The sequence below is a fragment of the Streptomyces sp. NPDC040718 genome (genome assembly GCF_055593565.1).
The window spans coordinates 493545-511959 of sequence record NZ_JBVIXO010000006.1; the positions used below are offsets into that span (position 1 = coordinate 493545).

General features: G+C 73.1%; 18 protein-coding genes and 1 riboswitch. Of the genes, 7 read left to right on the plus strand and 11 right to left on the minus strand.

All coding sequences use genetic code 11. The features are described from left to right. Nucleotides 1-61: 61 nt before the first annotated feature. Nucleotides 62-1600, minus strand: a complete 1539-nt coding sequence (locus ACZ597_RS19140; RefSeq protein WP_471331252.1) for an ATP-dependent DNA ligase — start codon at nucleotides 1598-1600, stop codon at nucleotides 62-64. A gap of 188 nt (nucleotides 1601-1788) precedes the next feature. On the opposite strand from ACZ597_RS19140, the gene ACZ597_RS19145 reads away from it, so the two are divergent. Further along, nucleotides 1789-4533: an alpha/beta fold hydrolase gene (locus ACZ597_RS19145; protein WP_471331255.1), complete on the plus strand. Its 2745-nt coding sequence runs from the start codon at nucleotides 1789-1791 to the stop codon at nucleotides 4531-4533. Further along, entirely contained in the window at nucleotides 4530-5411 is an 882-nt protein-coding gene (locus ACZ597_RS19150; protein WP_471331257.1) for an ABC transporter permease, read from the plus strand. Before ACZ597_RS19145 ends, ACZ597_RS19150 begins: the two co-directional genes overlap by 4 nt. 61 nt (nucleotides 5412-5472) lie before the next feature. Here the strand turns inward: ACZ597_RS19150 and ACZ597_RS19155 are convergent, their stop codons facing one another. Next, entirely contained in the window at nucleotides 5473-6420 is a 948-nt protein-coding gene (locus tag ACZ597_RS19155; RefSeq protein ID WP_471331260.1) for an aldo/keto reductase, read from the minus strand. Nucleotides 6421-6717: 297 nt separating this feature from the next. Here ACZ597_RS19155 and ACZ597_RS19160 point away from each other — a divergent pair, with 297 nt between their 5' ends. Then, a complete protein-coding gene (locus tag ACZ597_RS19160; protein ID WP_471331262.1) occupies nucleotides 6718-7098 on the plus strand; it encodes a VOC family protein in 381 nt (126 codons plus the stop codon). Nucleotides 7099-7198: 100 nt separating this feature from the next. On the opposite strand, the gene ACZ597_RS19165 is transcribed toward ACZ597_RS19160, so the two are convergent. The 3 genes from ACZ597_RS19165 to ACZ597_RS19175 form a co-directional block, all read right to left on the minus strand. Beyond that, nucleotides 7199-9475 (minus strand): S9 family peptidase, encoded by a 2277-nt coding sequence (locus ACZ597_RS19165; protein ID WP_471331265.1) that lies wholly within the window; start codon nucleotides 9473-9475, stop codon nucleotides 7199-7201. Between the two features lie 43 nt (nucleotides 9476-9518). After that, nucleotides 9519-10187 carry a DUF4097 family beta strand repeat-containing protein gene (locus ACZ597_RS19170; protein WP_471331268.1) on the minus strand — a complete coding sequence of 223 codons (669 nt, stop codon included), beginning with the start codon at nucleotides 10185-10187 and terminating at the stop codon, nucleotides 9519-9521. 65 nt (nucleotides 10188-10252) lie between these two features. Next, nucleotides 10253-10660 carry a VOC family protein gene (locus ACZ597_RS19175; protein ID WP_471331271.1) on the minus strand — a complete coding sequence of 136 codons (408 nt, stop codon included), beginning with the start codon at nucleotides 10658-10660 and terminating at the stop codon, nucleotides 10253-10255. A gap of 98 nt (nucleotides 10661-10758) precedes the next feature. Here ACZ597_RS19175 and ACZ597_RS19180 point away from each other — a divergent pair, with 98 nt between their 5' ends. Further along, nucleotides 10759-11649, plus strand: coding sequence for a LysR family transcriptional regulator (locus ACZ597_RS19180; RefSeq protein ID WP_471331274.1), 891 nt, complete (start codon nucleotides 10759-10761; stop codon nucleotides 11647-11649). A gap of 96 nt (nucleotides 11650-11745) precedes the next feature. Next, the gene (locus ACZ597_RS19185; RefSeq protein WP_471331277.1) at nucleotides 11746-12639 is read left to right on the plus strand and encodes a LysR family transcriptional regulator; all 894 of its coding nucleotides are present in this window, start codon (nucleotides 11746-11748) and stop codon (nucleotides 12637-12639) included. 25 nt (nucleotides 12640-12664) lie between these two features. On the opposite strand, the gene ACZ597_RS19190 is transcribed toward ACZ597_RS19185, so the two are convergent. The 6 genes from ACZ597_RS19190 to ACZ597_RS19215 form a co-directional block, all read right to left on the minus strand. Further along, a complete protein-coding gene (locus tag ACZ597_RS19190; RefSeq protein WP_471331279.1) occupies nucleotides 12665-13441 on the minus strand; it encodes an ABC transporter ATP-binding protein in 777 nt (258 codons plus the stop codon). Further along, the gene (locus tag ACZ597_RS19195) at nucleotides 13438-14457 is read right to left on the minus strand and encodes a FecCD family ABC transporter permease (protein ID WP_471331282.1); all 1020 of its coding nucleotides are present in this window, start codon (nucleotides 14455-14457) and stop codon (nucleotides 13438-13440) included. Before ACZ597_RS19195 ends, ACZ597_RS19190 begins: the two co-directional genes overlap by 4 nt. Next, nucleotides 14454-15440 (minus strand): ABC transporter substrate-binding protein, encoded by a 987-nt coding sequence (locus ACZ597_RS19200; protein WP_471331285.1) that lies wholly within the window; start codon nucleotides 15438-15440, stop codon nucleotides 14454-14456. The genes ACZ597_RS19195 and ACZ597_RS19200 overlap by 4 nt, the downstream gene beginning before the upstream one ends. Before the next feature lie 35 nt (nucleotides 15441-15475). Further along, nucleotides 15476-15613, minus strand: a riboswitch (cobalamin riboswitch). 78 nt (nucleotides 15614-15691) lie between these two features. Next, the gene (locus ACZ597_RS19205; protein ID WP_471331288.1) at nucleotides 15692-16468 is read right to left on the minus strand and encodes a tRNA(His) guanylyltransferase Thg1 family protein; all 777 of its coding nucleotides are present in this window, start codon (nucleotides 16466-16468) and stop codon (nucleotides 15692-15694) included. 67 nt (nucleotides 16469-16535) lie between these two features. Continuing rightward, complete coding sequence (locus ACZ597_RS19210; protein ID WP_471331290.1) at nucleotides 16536-16754, minus strand: hypothetical protein; 219 nt, start codon at nucleotides 16752-16754, stop codon at nucleotides 16536-16538. Between the two features lie 544 nt (nucleotides 16755-17298). Beyond that, complete coding sequence (locus tag ACZ597_RS19215) at nucleotides 17299-17631, minus strand: tyrosine-type recombinase/integrase (RefSeq protein WP_471331366.1); 333 nt, start codon at nucleotides 17629-17631, stop codon at nucleotides 17299-17301. A 26-nt stretch (nucleotides 17632-17657) separates the two neighbouring features. Between ACZ597_RS19215 and ACZ597_RS19220 the strand changes: the two genes are divergently transcribed. Both ACZ597_RS19220 and ACZ597_RS19225 read left to right on the plus strand, forming a co-directional pair. Beyond that, nucleotides 17658-17948 (plus strand): transposase, encoded by a 291-nt coding sequence (locus tag ACZ597_RS19220; RefSeq protein ID WP_471331293.1) that lies wholly within the window; start codon nucleotides 17658-17660, stop codon nucleotides 17946-17948. Continuing rightward, the coding region (locus ACZ597_RS19225) for an IS3 family transposase (protein ID WP_471331296.1) at nucleotides 17945-18415 on the plus strand (471 nt) is incomplete at its 3' end. The genes ACZ597_RS19220 and ACZ597_RS19225, both read left to right, overlap by 4 nt.

The window sequence follows — 18415 nt, forward strand, 5'->3', positions numbered from 1 at the left end:
GAAGCTTGCCTTCCTGGCAATCTCCCTTGCCTCTGAGGCAAATCCCCGCCCACGACCTCCCTCAGCCGTCCCGGCGGCCCTGTTCCAGCACCGTCTCCACCGTGTCGGCCTCCCCCGCCGCCTTGTCCGGGCGGTGCCGCAGGACCCGGGCGAACCGCAGGGCCACCCCGGCCGGGTAGCGCGGGGAGCGCTGGAGGCCGTCGTAGGCGATCTCCACCACCAGCTCGGGCCGCACCCGGACGGTGAACCCGTCGTCCTCCACCGCCAGCTCGCGCAGCCGCCCGGTCTGCCAGCGCAGCATCTCGTCCGTCAGCCCCTTGAAGGTCTTGCCGAGCATCGCGTAGCCGCCGTCGCCGGACCTCGCCCCCAGGTGCAGGTTGGACAGCAGCCCGGTGCGGCGGCCGTGACCCCACTCGGCGGCCAGCACCACCAGGTCGAGGGTGTGCACCGGTTTCACCTTGAGCCACTGCTTTCCGCGCCGGCCCGCCGCGTACGGGGAGTCGAGGGCCTTCACCATGACCCCCTCGTGGCCCCGGCGCAGGGTCTGCGTCCAGAACTCCTCGGCCCCGGCCGCCTGCGCCCCGGCCTCCTCCACCACCAGCCGCCGGACCCGGGCCGAGTCGGGGACCAGGGCCGCCAGGGCCGCGTACCGCTCGCGGACCGGGAGGTCGAGCAGGACCTCGTCGCCGAGGGCCAGCACGTCGAAGAAGTACGCGGTCACCGGGAGGGCCTCGCGCGCCGCCGCCACGTCCACCCGGGAGCCGACCCGGGCCGCGATCTCCTGGAAGGGCACCGGGCGCCCGTCGGCCCCCTGCCCGATGACCTCCCCGTCGAGGACGAACCGCTCGGCGGGCAGACTCCGGGCCAGTTCGGCCACCTCCGGCAGCCGGCCGGTGATCTCGTCGAGGGAGCGGGTGTGGATCCGCACCTCGTCCCCGTCCCGGTGCACCTGCACGCGGATCCCGTCGAGCTTCTCCTCCACCGCGCAGGGGGCGAGCGCCGTCAGGGCGTCCGCCAGGGAGCGCGCGGTCCCGGCCAGCATGGGCTGTACGGGCTGCCCGATGCGCAGGGTCACCCCGCGCAGCGCCCCCGCACCCCCGGCCAGCACGGCCGCCGCCATGCGGGGCAGCGAGCCGTCCAGCATCACGGCCCGGCGCAGCTCGGCGGCCGGCACCCCGGCGGCCTTGGCCACCCCTTCCAGGGCGACGGCGTCCAGCGCGCCCTGGCGCACCTCCCCGGACAGCAGGCTGCGCAGGAAGCGCTGTTCGTCCCCGGTGGCGGCGCCGAGCAGGCCGGCGACGATCCGGCGGCGTTCGGCCTGCGCCCCCGGCCCGGCCACGGCGGCCAGCTCGGCCACGGCGGCGTCGACGGCCGTCACGGTGAGCGTCGGCTCCGCGGCGGGGGCGGTGTCCTGGGCCAGGGTGCGCCAGCCGACTCCGGGTCTGCCCTGCGGGAGACGCCCGGAGAGGTAGGCGATGACCAGGCCGGCCTCCTCGGCGGGGGCGGCCGCGAAGAGCTCCGCCAGCAGGGCGGTCTTCCGGGACCGGGCGGAGGCCGCGGCGACCTCCCGGGACACGCGCGCGACCTCGGCCAGCAGCATGCCGTCCATCCTCCCGCCGACCGCGCCCCGGCGCAGGCCGGGAGGCCACCGCGGGCGGGACCGCCGGGGCACGGGGCGCGGTCTACTGCGGCTGCGGTACGCCCGTCCGCGCGGGTACTACCGGAGAAGGGGCGGGGCTCCCCCTGAGGGAGCTCGGGGAAGGCGATCTCGGGCTTTAGGGTGCCCGTATGAAGCTACGACTGCCCCGGCGGCGCCGGGACCGCCTGCTCGCCGGCGCGGCCGCCCTCGCGGTGCTGGCGGGCGCCGGCTCCTGGACGGCCGCCGCGTCGTCCGGGGAGGAGCCGGCCGTGCACCGCGAGGACCGGTTCGTGCGGGTACCCGGGCTGGAGGCGCCGGCTCCGGGCGCGGCGGGCACCGGGATCGACACCTCCTTCTTCACGGCCGGCGACCCGGCCGTGAAGCGTCCCGCCGTGCTCCTCGGCCACGGCTTCGGCGGCAGCAAGGACGACGTCCGCGCCCAGGCCGAGCGCCTCGCCCGCGACGGCTACGCCGTCATGACCTGGTCGGCCCGCGGCTTCGGCCGCTCTGGCGGGAAGATCGGGCTGAACGACCCCGAGCACGAGGTCAAGGACGTCTCCGCGCTCGTCGACGCGCTGGCCCGGCGGCCCGAGGTGCGGCTCGACGCGGACGGCGACCCGCGCGTGGGCGTGGCCGGGGCCTCGTACGGCGGGGCCGCGGCCCTGCTGGCGGCCGGGTACGACCGGCGGGTGGACGCGATCGCCCCGCAGATCACGTACTGGAACCTCGCCGACTCCCTCTTCCCCCAGGGCGTGTTCAAGAAGCTCTGGGCCGGGATCTTCTTCACCACCGGCGCGGCGGGCGGCGGCCAGCCCGCGCAGCCCGCCGCGGGCGCCGGTGCCCCGGGACCGGCGGGCGCGCCCGGCTGCGGCCGGTTCGAGCCGCAGCTGTGCGCCATGTACGAGCGCGTCGCGGTGGCCGGGACGCCCGACGCCGAGGCCCGCGAGCTGCTGGAGCGGCGCAGCCCCTCGGCCGTGGCCGGCCGGATCAGGGTGCCGGCGCTGATCGTGCAGGGGCAGGAGGACTCCCTCTTCCCGCTGGACCAGGCCGACGCCATGGCGAGGGCCATCGCCGCGAACGGGGCTCCGGTCGCCGTGGACTGGGCGGCCGGCGGGCACGACGGCGGCATGCGCGAGGCGGCCCGGGTCGAGGCCCGGGTGGCGGCCTGGTTCGACCGCTACCTGAAGGACGACGCGGCGGCGGACACCGGCCCGGCGTTCCGGGTGTCGCGCTCCGGCGGGTTCGACTCCACCGACGGGCGGCTCACCCTGCGCGGCGCGAGCGCGGAGCGGTACCCGGGGCTGGCCTCCGCTCCGCGCGCTTTCGCCCTCTCGGGGCCGGAGCAGACCTTCGCCAACCCCGCGGGCGGGGCGCCGCCCGCGCTGTCCTCGCTGCCCGGCGTCGGCGGACAGCTCGCCTCCCTCGGGACCGGGCTCTCCCTGGACTTCCCCGGGCAGAACGCCCGCTTCGAGTCGGAGCCGCTGGCCGGGGCGGTACGGGTCACCGGGGCGCCGACCGTCACCCTGAAGGTGAGGTCGACGGCTGCCGACGGCTCGGCCGTGCTGTTCGGCAAGGTCTACGACGTGGGGCCGGACGGGCGGCAGCAGGTGCTGCCGTCCCAGCTGGTCGCACCCGTGCGGGTGGCGGACGCCGGGCAGGGCCGGAACGTGGAGCTGCGGCTCCCGGCGATCGACCACGCCGTCCAGGCCGGGCACCGGCTGCGGCTGGTGGTCGCCGCCACCGACCTCGGCTACGCCTCCCCGGCAGCGCCGGCCGCCTACACGGTCTCGGCGGAGGGCCCGCTGCGGGTGCCCGTCGCGGACGGGGTGCGGACGGCCGACGCCGGCCTGCCCGCCTGGACGTGGGGGCTGCCGCTGGGCGCGCTGGCGCTGGCCGCGGGGCTCCTCGGGATCCGGCGGCCCGGCAGGGGCCGCGCGGGGACCCGGGCGCGGGAAGCGCAGCCCGAACCCGCGCTGGCCGACGTACCGCTGGACATCACCGGGCTGACGAAGCGCTACGCGAGGGCGCAGGACCGCTACGCGGTGCGGGACCTGTCCTTCCGGGTGGAGAAGGGCCAGGTGCTGGGCCTGCTCGGACCCAACGGAGCCGGGAAGACCACGACCCTGCGGATGCTGATGGGCCTGATCTCGCCGGACGCCGGGGAGATCAGGGTGTTCGGCCACCCGATCCGGCCCGGCGCCCCGGTGCTGTCGCGGGTCGGGGCGTTCGTGGAGGGCGCCGGCTTCCTGCCGCACCTGACGGGGCGGACCAACCTGGAGCTGTACTGGCGGGCCACGGGCCGTCCCGACGGGGACGCGCACCTGGCGGAGGCCCTGGAGATCGCCGGGCTCGGCGACGCCCTGGACCGGGCGGTGCGCACGTACTCGCAGGGCATGCGCCAGCGGCTCGCGATCGCGCAGGCCATGCTGGGGATGCCGGACCTGCTGATCCTCGACGAGCCGACGAACGGTCTGGACCCGCCGCAGATCCGGGAGATGCGGGACGTGATGATCCGCTACGCCGCCGGCGGGCGGACGGTCATCGTCTCCAGCCACCTGCTGTCGGAGGTGGAGCAGTCCTGCACGCACCTGGTGGTCATGGACCGCGGGCGGCTCGTGCGGGCGGGCGAGGTCGCCGAGATCACCGGCGGCGGGGACACCCTGCTGGTGACGCTGGCGGAGCCGGTGGACGAGGTGGCCGTGGGGAAGGTCGCCGCGCTGGAAGGGGTGGCCTCGGCGGTGCGCTGCGACGAGGGGCTGCTCGTCCGGCTCGACGGCGCGTCGCCCGCGGCCCTGATCGGCGAACTCGTACGGCTGGAGCTGCCGGTGGCGGCGGTGGGGCCGCACCGGCGGCTGGAGGACGCCTTCCTCACCCTGATCGGAGGTACGGCATGAGCGCCGTGGAGGAGACCCGGGTACGGGAGACCGCGCCGGGCTACCGGGCGGGGCGGACGCTGCCGCTGCGCGTGGAGGCGCTGCGGCAGTGGCGCAGGCGGCGGACGCTGGTGATGGGCGGGGTGCTGGCCGCACTGCCGTTCGTGATGATCATCGCGTTCGCGGTGGGCGGCGGCCCGGACGACGGGCGCGGCGGCGGCAACGGCCGGATCAGCCTGATCGACACGGCGACGGCCTCCGGCGCGAACTTCGCGGTGACCTGCCTGTTCGTGTCGGCCGGGTTCCTGCTGGTGGTGCCGGTGGCGCTGTTCTGCGGGGACACGGTGGCCTCGGAGGCGAGCTGGTCCTCGCTGCGGTACCTGCTGGCCTCGCCGGTGCCGAGGGCCCGGCTGCTGTGGAGCAAGCTGGTGGTGGCGCTGGGGTTCAGCCTGGCGGCGATCGTGCTGCTGCCGGTGGTGGCGCTGGCGGCGGGCACGGCCGCGTACGGCTGGGGGCCGCTCCGGCTCCCGGCGGGCGGGGCGCTGCCCGCCGGTGACTCGGTGCCGCGGCTGGCGCTGGCGGTGGCGTTCGTGTTCGTGTCGCAGCTGGTGACGGCGGGGCTGGCGTTCTGGCTGTCGACGCGGACGGACGCTCCGCTCGGGGCGGTGGGCGGGGCGGTGGGCCTGACGATCGTGGGGAACGTGCTCGACGCGGTGACGGCCCTCGGGTCGTGGCGCGAGTTCCTGCCCGCCCACTGGCAGTTCGCCTGGGCGGACGCCCTCCAGCCGCAGCTGGAGTGGGGCGGGATGGTCAAGGGCGTGGTGGTGTCGGTGTCGTACGCCGTGGTGCTGTTCGCGCTCGCGTTCCGGGGTTTCTCCCGCAAGGACATCACGTCCTGACGGGAGGGACCCCCGGGTCGGGCCGTACGCCCGCTCGCGGTCGGGCGTGGGCCGTCCGCGGTCAGGCGTGGGCCCGAGCGACCTCGTCGATCTCGGCCAGCAGCTCCGCCTCCAGCGGGCTGCCGCCCGCGGCCGCGTTGGCGCGCACCTGCTCGGGCGAGGTGGCTCCGGCGATGACGGAGGAGCAGCCGGGCTGGGCGGAGAGCCAGCCGATGGCCAGCTCCAGGACGCTGCGGTCGTGCTTGCCGGCGATCGCGGCCAGGGCCTCCACGGTGTCGAGGCGCTCCTCGGTGAGGTAGGCGTCGCGTCCTTCGAGGCGGGAGCCGGCCGGGACGGCCGCACCGCGGCGGACCTTGCCGGTGAGGAGCCCGTTGGCCAGCGGGAAGTACGGGAGGACGCCGAGGCCGTAGTGGCGGGCGGCGGGGACCAGTTCCCGCTCGGCGGAGCGCTGGAGCAGCGACCACTCGTTCTGCGCGGAGACGAAGGGCGCGGCGCCCGTCTCGCGGGCCGTGTGGGCGGCTTCGGCGAGCTGCCAGCCGCTGAGGTTGGAGTGCCCGATGTAGCGGATCTTGCCCTCGGCGACGAGCTCGGTGAGGGCCGCGAGGGTTTCCGCGACGGGGGTGGCCGGGTCGGGGCTGTGCAGCTGGTAGAGGTCGATGTGGTCGGTGTCCAGGCGGCGGAGGGACTCCTCGACGGCGCGCCGGATGTAGGCGCGGCCGCCGCGGGATCCGGCGGCGGGGCCGTACCCCATGTCGACGCCGTCGTAGCCGAACTTGGTGGCGAGGACCACCTGGTCGCGGCGGCCCTTGAGGGCCTGGCCGAGGTGGGTCTCGGAGCCGCCCCGGCCGCCGTAGATGTCGGCGGTGTCGAGCAGGGTGATCCCCGAGTCGAGGGCTGCGTCGACGACGGCGCGGGTGGCCCGGGCGTCGAGGCGGCCGCCGAAGTTGTTGCAGCCGAGGCCGACGGCGGAGACCATCAGCCCTGAGGCGCCCAGGGGGAGATAGCGCATGCGGTTCTTCCTCCGTGCTCGTGCGGTGGGTGCGGTCCGTGCCGTTCACCCGGGTCCGTCCGGTAGGCGGCCGGCCAAGTCGCAGTCTAGGCATACCGTTTGGTCTGTCACACCGGGCCGCCGCCGCCGGGTGTGAACGGTGCGTGCCGGCGGCGCCCGAACGGCGCCCACATGGCGCGAAACGGGTGGACCGTACCGGGGCGGGCTGTTTAGGATCAACCCGGCGGCATCGCGTGCCGGTCACCGACCGGGTGAGGCATGGAGGTGCCGTGACTGCCTTATCGGAGGCATTCACACATGTCGGTCCAGTTGAACCACACGATCGTCCACTCCCTCGACAACAAGGAGTCCGCCGCTTTCCTCGCGGACGTCCTCGGTCTCGAAGTCGGCCCCGAATGGGGCCCGTTCGTCCCGGTGTCCACCGCCAACGGCGTGACACTGGACTTCGCGACCGTCCCGGCCGAGACCATCACGCCGCAGCACTACGCGTTCCTGATCTCGGAGGAGGAGTTCGACTCCGCCTTCGAGAAGATCCGGGCCTCGGGGGTCGAGTACTTCGCCGACCCGTACCGCAAGCACCCGGGCGAGATCAACCACAACGACGGGGGCCGCGGGGTGTACTTCATCGACCCGTCCGGGCACGCGATGGAGATCATCACCCGCCCGTACGGCGGCTAGCGCGGGTCGTCCCCGTCGGCCGGGGCCCGGCGCCGGTGCGCGCCCCCGCCCCCCGTGACGGGGGCGTGCACCGGCGTCCCGCCCGGCCGGGCCGGGCGGCTCAGCCGAACAGGTCCGCGAGCAGCTCCGGGCCGATCGCGATCGGCGCGGGGCGGTGGGCAGGGGGCTGCGCGCCCATCAGCTCACGGACCAGGAAGTCCCAGCAGCGCGTGCGGACGTAGGCCAGGTGGTCGATGAACGTGTGCTCGGCACCGGGCACGATGAACAGCTCGAAGTCCTTGCCGGCGGCGATGAGGCGGTCGGCCAGGCGGAGGGTCTGGTCCGGGTGGACCTGGTCGTCCATTTCGCCGTGGATCAGCAGGAGCTTGCCCGCCAGGCGGTCGGCGAGGTCCACGTTGGAGGTGCGGGCCCAGGCCTCGGGGTTGTCCGCGCCGTCGTAGCACTCCACGAAGCCGGCGTTGAAGTGGCGGGCTTCGTGCGAGCCGGAGAGGGCGACTCCGGTCTTGAAGACCTCGGGGAAGTCCAGCATCGCGCGGGCCGCGGCGAACCCGCCTCCGGAGTGGCCGAACACGCCCACCCGGTCCAGGTCCATCCACGGGCGGTCCTCGGCCAGCTGCCGCAGCGCCGCGACGTGGTCGGCCAGATTGCCCGCGTCGGCCAGGCGGCCGTAGGAGGCGTCGTGGAACGACTTGCTCCGTCCCGGGGTGCCCCGCCCGTCCAGGGCCATCACGGCGAAGCCCAGCGCCGCGAGGGGTTCGGCGTCGAGGCCCATCCCGCCGGGGTCGAAGGACGGGGTCACCCGCGTGACCTGCGGGCCGGGGTAGACGTTGTCCACCACCGGGTAGCGCCGGGCGGGGTCGAACCCGCGCGGGTGGTACAGCACGCCGTAGAGGTCGGTCACCCCGTCGGCCGCCTTGACCCGGAACCGCTCCGGCGGCGTCCAGCCGGTGGCGGTGAGCTTGCCGACGTCGGCGCGCTCCAGCTCGACCAGCACCCGCCCGCTCCAGTCGCGGACCGTGGACACCGGCGGGGTGTCGACCGTGGACGCGGAGTCGAGGAAGTACTCCTGACCGCCCGGGACGGTGACGACGTGGTCCAGGGCGTCGTCCGTGACCTTGGCGAAGCCTGAGCCGTCCAGGCCGGCCCGGCACACCGTGCGCCGGTACGGGTCCTCCTCGACCAGGCCGGAGGCGGTGAAGTACACCACCCGCTCCGCCTCGTCGACGCGCAGGATCCGGCGCACCGCCCACGGCCCCGACGTGACCTGCCCGAGCAGCTCGCCGGTGCGCAGGTCGTACCGGTACAGGTGGCCCCAGCCGTCCCGCTGCGAGTACCACAGCACCTCTTCGGCCAGCACCCGCACGATCGGCGGCTCGTACGCCCACTGGTTGGGCTCCACCCGGGTGGCCCCGGTCTCGCTGAGCACCTCGGTGACCGCGCCGGTGGCCGGGTCCAGCCGGTACAGGGTGAGCGTGCGCTGGTCGCGGGGCCGGCCGAGGTAGTAGACCGCCGAGCCGTCCGGAGCCCACCACGCCCACTGGGCCGCGATCGGCGACATCACCGGCATGAGCAGCGGCTCGGCCTGGGCGCGGACGACGGTGCCCGTGGCGACGTCCAGTACGACCAGTTCGGCCTGCGGGACGTGCTCGTCCCCGGGGGCGGCGAACCGCTGGGTGTGCAGCACCGGTGCCCCGCCGTCGGCGGGTCTGGCCTCCAGCAGATGGGTCTGCCGGACCTCGCGCTCGTCGGTGCGGTGCGCCAGCACCTTCGTCGAGTCGGGCGACCAGGCCACTGCGGGCGGCAGGTACGGCAGGCCGATCTTGCGCAGCAGGGTGCCGTTCGCCGTGCACTCCGGGCCGGTGCCGTACTGGTGGCCGGGCGCGCCGTCGGTGGTCAGCGCCCGGTCGCGGCCGTCGGACAGCGAGCGCGCCCACAGGTCGTGGCCGTGGCGGTAGACGGTGGTCTTCCCGTCGGGCGACGGCACTTCGAGGGGGTTGCCGGGCGGCGTGAACTCGGCCCGCTCGCAGGTGTACTCGGACAGGTCGCAGCGCCAGTACTCGCCGAACGCGTCGAACTCGACGGCGTTGCCGAGCAGTGCGATGCCCATGGCGGGCAGTGCGTCGGGGTCGACCTGCTGCCCGGAGGCGGCGGCCAGCGCGGACGCGAGCCGGGCGTGGTCGAAGGCCGGCTCCCGGGTCCCCGCGGCCGGGTCTACCAGCACGAACCGCTTGCCGGTGCCGTTGCTCACCGCGTACCAGAAACGGGTACCGCCGTCGATCCACTGCGGCCTGATCTTGTCGCCGATGACCAGCTCGCCGGGGCGGGCGACCCTGCGGAGGAGCTGCTCCGCGGCCTGGTAGTCCTGCGTGGTGCTCATTGTTCGCGTTCCTTCGTCGATTCGGGTTCCGGGGACGGCTGCGTCAGAGGCTGCGGGCGGTGATGTCGCCGTAGGCGGTGGTCGCGTGGATCTTCAGGTCGGCGGCACCGTCGGCGTTGGCGAGCGAGTTGTGGATCCGGCCGCGGCCGGTGCCGGCGTCCAGGGAGGCGGAGACCCCGTGGGCGGCGCCGACGTGGATCTCGCCGTGCTCGGTGCTCAGGGTGACGGTGCCGGTCACGGCCTCGGCGATACGGATGTCGCCCTTCTGGGTGCTGATGTGGGCGGAGCCGCCCAGTCGGCCGACCGAGACGTCGCCGGCCTGGAGCACGAGGCGGGCGCCCGCGGTCTCGGCGAGCTCGACGGTGCCCTGTGCGCCCTCGAAGGCGACGTCACCGAGCCGTCCGACGCCCTGGAACTCGGCGGCGGCCGCCTTCGCCTCGATGCGGGAGCCGGCGGGCAGCTGGACGGTCACCTCGACGGTTCCGGAGTCGCCGAGGATCTGGTTCTTCGCCGCGGGGGCCGTGATCCGCAGGACGTCGTCTCCGTATTCGACCGTGGTCCGCTCCGCCGCCTGCACGTCGCGGCCCTTCGAGGGGTCCGCGGGCAGGACCTCCACGGTGGTGTCGGCCCGGTCGGCGGCGATGAACCGGATGCGTCCCGCGGGGACGTCCAGGACGGCGGCGATCGTGCCGGGGGTGTCGAACTTCTGCATGGTGCTCTCCTCGAGCTCGTTGTTGCCGTTGGTGGTGGGCGGATGTCAGGCGGACCCGGCCGCGATCACCGGCTACGTGCGTCCGGGGCGCCGGCCGGCGGCACCCATTCGGTGAGCCGGACCACGACGCCATTGGGGTCGGTGAGCTGGAACAGCTGCTCTCCCCACGGCTCTTGGCGGATCCGGCCGTCGACGGCGGCTCCCTCACGGCGCAGCCGTTCGTACTCGGCGGCGACGTCCGTGACGGTCAGGGTCACGGCCAGGTCGGCCAGCCCCTGGCCGCGCCAGGCCTGCGGCGGCAGCTCGGGGTCGCGCTCGGACAGGGCGATCTCGGCGGAGGTGTCGTCCCGGCGGAGGCACACGTACCCCTCCGCCGATTCGACTTCGCGGAAGCCCAGGTGAGTGGTGAAGAACCGGCTGGAGGCGGCCACGTCCTCCACGGTCAACGACACCTTGGTGGTGACGACGTTCATGCACCGAGCATCCGGTGTGGACAAGGTGATGATCAACGGTCGATCATGCAACGCCGGTTAAGCATGGGGTTAACGAACAAGCGGGGGCGTGGGGGCGCGTGGAGCTGCGCGACATCGAGATCTTCCTGACGTTGTCGGAGGAGCTGCACTTCGGAAGGACCGCCGAGCGGCTGCACGTGTCGGCGGCGCGGGTCAGCCAGGCGATCAAGAAGCAGGAACGGTCCATCGGAGCCGAACTCTTCGAACGGACCAGCCGCCAGGTACGGCTCACGCCGGTCGGCGAGCAACTGCGCGGCGATCTGCGGCCGGTGTTCCAGGGCCTGAAGGCGAGCGTCGACCGGGCCCGGCTCGCCGCCCAGGGCAAGACGGACGTCCTGCGGATCGGCCTGATGGTCACCAACGGCCACGAACTGCGGCCCTTCTGGGACGCCTTCCGCTCGCGGCATCCGCAGTGGGGCCTGCGGCTGAGCCACAACGGCTACATGGACCCGTTCGCCCCGCTGCGCAACGGCGAGATCGACCTGCTGCTGTCATGGCTCCCGGTGGAGGAACCCGATCTGACCGTGGGGCCGGTGCTCTTCGACGAGCCCAGGGTCGCGCTGGTGGCCAACGACCACCGGTTGGCCGACCGCTCTTCACTGACCCTGGAAGCACTCGCGGACCACGGAATCGTGGGTCCGGACGGACCCCAGCCCGACTACTTCGAGAACGCCTTCGTGCCGTTCACCGCGCCCAGCGGCCGTACCATCGAACGGAAGGCCCTGGTCACGACCCTGGACGAGCTGTACACGCTCGTCGCCGACGGGGAGGTCATCCACCTCCTGGGCAACCAGGTCACCCGCTTCTACGTCCGCCCCGACGTCACCTACATCCCCGTCCGCGACACGCCCCCCCTGCGGTGGGGGCTGGTCTGGCGGTCGGACAACGACAGCCCGATGGTCCGGGCGTTCGTACGCACCGCCCGCGAGCTCGGGACGATGTCGCTGTAAGCCCCGGCGGCCGGTATGGACAAGACGGTGATCAGCCATTGATCATGCAACGCCGGGCAAACCGGAGTTGATGCACATGTGGGGGCGTGGGGGCGCGTGGAACTGCGCGATATCGAGATCTTTCTGACCTTGTCGGAGGAGCTGCACTTCGGACGGACGGCGGAGCGGCTGCACGTGTCGGCGGCGCGGGTCAGCCAGGCGATCAAGAAGCAGGAACGGTCCATCGGAGCCGAACTCTTCGAACGGACCAGCCGCCAGGTACGGCTCACGCCGGTCGGCGAGCAACTGCGCGACGACCTGCTCCCCGTCTTCCAGGGGCTGAAGGCGAGCGTGGACCGGGCGCGGCTCGCCGCCCAGGGCAAGACGGACGTCCTGCGGATCAACCTGCTGGTCTCCAACGCACACGAACTGCGGCCCTTCTGGGATGCGTTCCGCTCCCTGAATCCGACGTGCGGGATACGACTGCGCTACAACGGCTTCATCGATCCCTTCGGGCCGCTGCGCAGGGGCGAAGCGGACCTGCTGCTCGCCTGGCTCCCCGTCGAGGAACCGGACCTCACCGTGGGCCCGGTGCTCTTCGAGGAGCCCCGGGTCGCAGCCGTGGCGTCCGACCACCGGCTCGCGGTCCGGCCCTCGGTGTCCCTGGAGGTGTTCGCCGACCACGGCGTGATCGGCGGGAAGTCGCTACAGCCCGACTACTGGGAGGACGCGTTCATGCCCTTCCACACGCCCAGTGGCCGGACGATCGAGCGGAACTTCACCCACGCCTCCGACCTGGACTCGCTGTTCATGATCATCTCATCGGGCGAAGCCGTCCACTCCTTCGCAGCCCAGGTCACGCGCTTCCATGTCCGCCCCGACATCACCTACGTGCCCCTCCACGACGCCCCGAAGCTGCGCTGGGGCCTGGTCTGGCGGTCGGACAACGACAACCCGATGGTCCGGTCCTTCGTACGCATCGCCCGCGAGCTCGGGACGATGTCCTCGTGAGCGGCCTTCCGCCGCGGGCGGGCGGCTAGGGCAGGTAGACGATGCTGGGGGCGCCCGTCGTCGGGTGGGTGCCGATCCGGGTGCGGACCCCGTACACCTCCGCCAACAACGCTTCGTCCAGCACCTCGCCCGGCGGTCCCGCGGCGACGACCCGGCCCGCCGACAGGACGTACAGCCGGTCGCAGAAGGAAGCCGCGAGGTTGAGGTCGTGCAGGACCAGGAGGGCGGTCGCGGGCAGGGCGCGGACCAGGCCGAGCACCTCCAGCTGGTAGCGGATGTCGAGGTGGTTCGTCGGCTCGTCCAGGGCCAGCAGGCCCGGCTCCTGGACGAGGGCGCGGGCGACGAGGGCGCGCTGGCGCTCGCCGCCGGAGAGCTCCTCGAAACGCCGCTCGGCGTAGCCGGCCGCGCCGACCCGCTCCAGCGCCGCGGCCACCTGCCGCCGGTCCTCCGGGCCGTCCTGCTCCCAGAAGCGCTTGTGCGGGCTGCGGCCCATGGCGACGACCTCGCGGACGGTCAGCCCGAAGGTGCCAGCGGCGTCCTGCGGGACCACCGCCACCCGCCGGGCGCGCTCCTTGGCGCCCAGCACCCCGGCGTCGGCCCCGTCGAGCAGCACCCGGCCGGCGGTGGGCCGCAGGGTGCCGTAGACGCAGCGCAGCAGGGTGGTCTTGCCGCTGCCGTTGGGCCCGACCACGCCGACCGTCTCGCCGGGGCGGGCGGTGAGGTCGACCCCGTGCAGCAGGGTGTGCCCGTCCACCTCGTAACGCAGGGCCTCGACGGCGAGTTCCGCCGGTCCGCGCGTCATCCCGCCACCCCCTCGGTGCGGCTGGTCCTGCGCAGCATCCACAGGAAGAACGGCCCGCCCACCAGCGCGGTGACCACCCCGACCGGGACCTCCTCGGGGGCCGCCGCCGTACGGGCGACCAGGTCGGCCAGGACCAGGAAGACGGCCCCGGCGAGCGCGGCGACGGGCAGCAGCGCCCGGTGGCCTGCGCCGACGGCCATCCGGGCGGCGTGCGGGACCATCAGCCCGACGAAGCCGATGGCCCCGCTGTAGGCGACGAGCACCCCGATGACGAGGGAGGACAGCACGAAGACGGCGGCCCGGAAGCGGCCGGTGTCCAGGCCGAGGGTGCGTGCGCCCTCCTCCCCCGCGAGCAGCAGGTCCAGCGGCCGGGCCAGGGCGGTGAGCAGACCGGTGCCGGCGAGCAGCGCGGCGGCCGGCAGGGCGAGTTCGTCCCAGCGGGCCCCGCCGAGGCCGCCCAGGGTCCAGAACAGTGCGGTGCGTATCTGGTCGGGGTGTGCGGACAGGACGAGGACCAGGCTGGTCAGGGCGGACAGGACGTACTGCACGGCGACCCCGGCCAGGATCAGCCGGCCGGTGGTCATGGTGCCGCCGCGCCGGGCCATGGCGTAGACGGCGACGAGCGCGGCCAGGGACCCGGCGAAGGCGGCGGCCGGCAGCACGGGTCCGCCCGCGACCGCGGCGGCGCCCGCGCCGAACACGATGACGAGCACCGCCCCCGCCGAGGCCCCGGAGGAGGCCCCGAGCAGGAAGGGGTCGGCGAGCGGGTTGCGGACGAGGGCCTGGAGCACGGCTCCGGCCACGGCGAGCCCGGCCCCGACGACGGCCCCGAGCAGTACGCGCGGCATCCTCACGTCCCACACGATGGAGGCGAAGGCCCCGCGCGCGCCGGGACCGCCGAGGACGATGTCGAGGACCTGGCCGGGCGGGATCCGTACGGGCCCCAGCGCCAGCCCCGCCACCGCCGAAGCGGCGAGCGCGGCGGCCAGCAGCACCAGCGTCAGCCCGCGCCTCACGGGGCGTCGGGGTGCAGCTGGCGGCCCAGGGACTCGACGGCGTCGGCGACGCGCACGCCGAGCACGGCGGAGGAGAGCGGCAGCACGGCGAACCGCCGGTTCTTCACCGCGGGAACCTGCGCGAGCGCCGGGTCGTTCAACAGGCGCTGCTTCTTGGCCTCCACGGTGGTGCCGCCGTAGTCGTAGATGAGGACGACCTCGGGTCCGCGCTCGATGACCTTCTCCCACGGCACGTCGCCGAAGGTGTCCTTGAGGTCGGCGAACACGTTCGCGCCGCCGGCGAGGGAGACGATCTCGTTGCCGATGCCGTTGCCCCCGGAGGTGAAGGCGGAGGCCTCGCCGGAGTCGTAGACGAAGACGGCCGGGCGGGCCCGGTCCTTCACCCGCGCGGTGACGGCGTCGACGCGCCGCTGCTCGTCCCGGACGAGGGCCTCGCCGCGCTCGGGCACGCCGAAGGTCCGGGCGACCTCGGTGATCTCGGTCTTCAGCTGTTCGAGGCCGACGGGGCCCTCGGTGCAGTACTCGACGCTCAGCCGGGAGCCGATGCCGGCCTTGGCCAGCCCCTCGCGGTCCCGGCCCTGCCCCTTGTCGAAGGCGCTGGCGTAACCGCCGTACACGAAATCGGGGTTGGCGCCGAGGAGCACCTCCTTCGAGGGGTACTCCTTCGCCAGCACCTTGATCTGGTCGTAGGCGGGCCGGTAGGCGGGCAGCACGGAGTCGTCGAGGTAGGCGGTGCCGGCCATCCGGTCCTGGAGCCCGAGGGCCAGCATGATCTCGGTGGCGTGCTGGTTCATGGTGACGGCCCGCTCGGGGGGCGCCTGGTAGGTGCTGCTGACACCGCAGTTGGTGACGGTGTACGGGAACCCGGGCGCGGCCTGCGCCCCGGCGGGCCGCTCCGCCCCCGGCGGCCCGCCGCAGGCGGCGAGCGGCAGGACAAGGGCGAACGGCAGGAAGGAGCGCACGGCGGCGCGGACACGCGACATGGTGAGGCCTCTCCGGGGGATCCTCGTCCCCGGTCGAAGTGAAGAGGCGGTGCGTCAGTGTCTGACTCCCGGCCCCCACGCGCACGCGGCGGCCGGTCACAGTGGCGGGACCGCACCGGATTCGCACCGGTTTCCTGTCCTGCACCGCCGGGACAACCCGGCCAAGTCTGCCAGATCCGATCTTCACGCCCGGAAGGGGCGGCGGGCCCCGGGAACGGAGCCCGCCGCGCCGCGTCCGATCGGACGACCTGTCAGGCCGTCAGCGTCGGCATCGCCGGGATCCGCTGCGCGAGCCATCCGCCCGGCTCCGCCGAGAAGTGCTCCGCGCCACCTACCTCCCACCAGGACCGAAGAGCAGTCGTCCGCACGGTCTCGCCGGACCGCTTGTCCGTGTACTCGACGGCCCGCTCTCCGGTCGCCCTCACGGCCACCTGGCCCCGCTTGCAGGCGGCCGGGTAGTCGTTCCAGTTCACCCCTGCCTCGGACCACAGCAGTTCCTGCATGGCACCGGTCGACACGCGCTGGAGCCGCTTGTGGGAGAAGTGCGCCTGGGCCGCCATGGAGATCGAGTTCCGGACGGCGTCACGCTGCCGCCACACGAAGTAGTTGGCGACCTCGACGGGATCGGACATGGTGAAGACCCGCGCGTCGAAGAGGGCCCGCCGACCCGGCCTGCGCTCGTTGAGGACCGCCGTGGCCAGCGACGCCGACACCGACAGCTGCTTGGCGACGACACCGCCGAACCAGGGCTCGGATCCCTGGCCCGTGAAGTCGGTGAGCAGCAGGCTGATCTCGTCGGACTGGTGGTACGCGAAGGCCGTCCCGCCCACCTCGGCGCAGAGCGCCTCGGTGACGGCGGCCATGTCCTCGACGAAGCCCATGTCGAACGGCCTGTCCGCGTGGCGCAGGTAGGTGTGGAAGGCGCGGCCGTCGAGGCGCAGGATCGTGTAGGTGCGCCGGGGCAGCACAGCCCGGTGCGCGGCCTCGTACCGCTTCATGCGGTCGCCGAGTGCGGTCGTGTCGCTCATGCCGCAGGGTATCCGGAGGCCGGGAACCGCCGCCGCAATTACGACCGCGCACCGGCCCCGTCCCTGGCTACTCGTTCCTCTTCCACGGCCGGTCTCCCGGCTGCAGCAGCGTCTCCGGAGGCTGACCGCCGGCCCGTCTCTGCCCCGCCGTGGACACCCCGACGAACAGGACCATCAGGAAACCCACGACCGACAACGGCCAGAGGGTGAAGAACCCCACGATGAACAGCAGCAGGCCCACCGCCAGCAGGCCGCGCCCCCAGTCCGGACCCCGTTGCTCCGCCACCTCGGCTCCCTTCGTCGAGAGCGCACAAGCTACGCGGACGAAGGAGACCGCGGCGGCCGGACAGAACGAAAGCACCCGAAGGAGAGCTTCGTGGCGACGGCCCGTCGGCTGGGCGCTCGGGCCCTGCGAGACGAAACGGGCTCCGGGAGAGTTCTCCCGGAGCCCGTTCTACGCGAAATGCCTGGTCAGGCTTGGCAGGGGTAGCAGGATTCGAACCTACGACATCTGGTTTTGGAGAACACCGCGCAAACGAACGATCGCTTCACGCCCAGAGGTACCCCGAATCGCTTCGATCCCTTGCGACGACGGGGCAATCACAGAACTTCAGGCATTCGTGCAGTTCACAGCCGTGCACGGCGGCACGAGGCAGAAGCGACTACGCCTTCGACTCCGGCCCCAAAGGGCTGCATCTGACGCTATCCGTCCTCCCCCTTCTGTCCCCACCGTGTCCTCAGGAGCACCTCTGTCCCCAGGCTGTCCCCAGAGGACGGCATGCACGCAAAAGGCCCCGCATGAGAATGCGGGGCCCTTCTCGTTCAGTTACTCAGGCTGCCGTCGCAGCGTGGACGAGCACCAGCTGCGGGGCCTCTTCTGGTCGGTGCGCGCGCTGCCCTTCAGGGCCTGGTGCGACCTGCTTACGGGGTACCACAGCCACGGTGGCCTCGGCCTCGTCCTTGGCAAACTGCGGCATCAGGGAGGTGTAGGTATTGGCGGTCAGCGCGAAGGTTGCGTGTCCGAGGAGGGCTTGGATCGCCTTCATGGACAGGCCGGCTGCCAGGCTGAGGGAGGCCGCACAGTGTCGGAGGTCGTGCAGGCGGATCGGGGGTAGCCCAAGACTGGGGTTTGCCCCCGTTTGTGGACATCTCTTAAGGATCAGATTGTGGGATCCGAGACGGAGGTGTCGTGGTGGGTGTTGCCCGGTATTCGGAGGAGTTCAAGCGGGACGCGGTCGCCCTGGTGTTGTCCACCGGCCGGACGGTCGGCTCGGTGGCCAAGGAGCTCGGCGTCAACAACGAGTCGTTGCGCCAGTGGGTCCGCAAGGCCCGGCCCGTGTCCGGTGGGGACGGTGACGCGGTGACGCCGTCCGAGCGCGAAGAGCTGAAACAGCTGCGGAAGCAGGTCCGTGAGCTGGAGCTGGAGAAGGAGATTCTCCGCAAGGCTGCCCAGTATTTTGCCAAGGAGATGGGGCGTTGACCGGCCGCTGGCGGTTCATCTCCGACCACCATATGGAGTACGGAATCCAGCGGCTGTGCAGAATCCTGCGGGTCTCTCGGTCGGGCTTCTACCGCTGGCGTCTGGCCGAGCCGGCACGCCAAGCTCGGACGGCGGCCGAGGCCGCCCTCACGGAGCAGATCCGGGCCATCCACGGCAGGACTAGAGGCGCCTACGGGGTGCCGCGGATTACCCGCGAGCTGAGGGAAACCGGCCCGGTGGTGAACCACAAACGGGTCGCGAGACTGATGCGGGCGTCTGGGATCGCCGGCCGTCACCTCCGAAAGGGCAAGCGGATCACGGTGCAGGACGCCCAGGCGCCGAAGGCCCGGGACCTGCTGGAACGGGATTTCACCGCCCCACGGACGGATGTGCGCTGGTGCGGTGACATCACTTATCTGCCCGTCGGGAAGGACTGGATGTACCTGGCGACCGTCATCGACATCCAC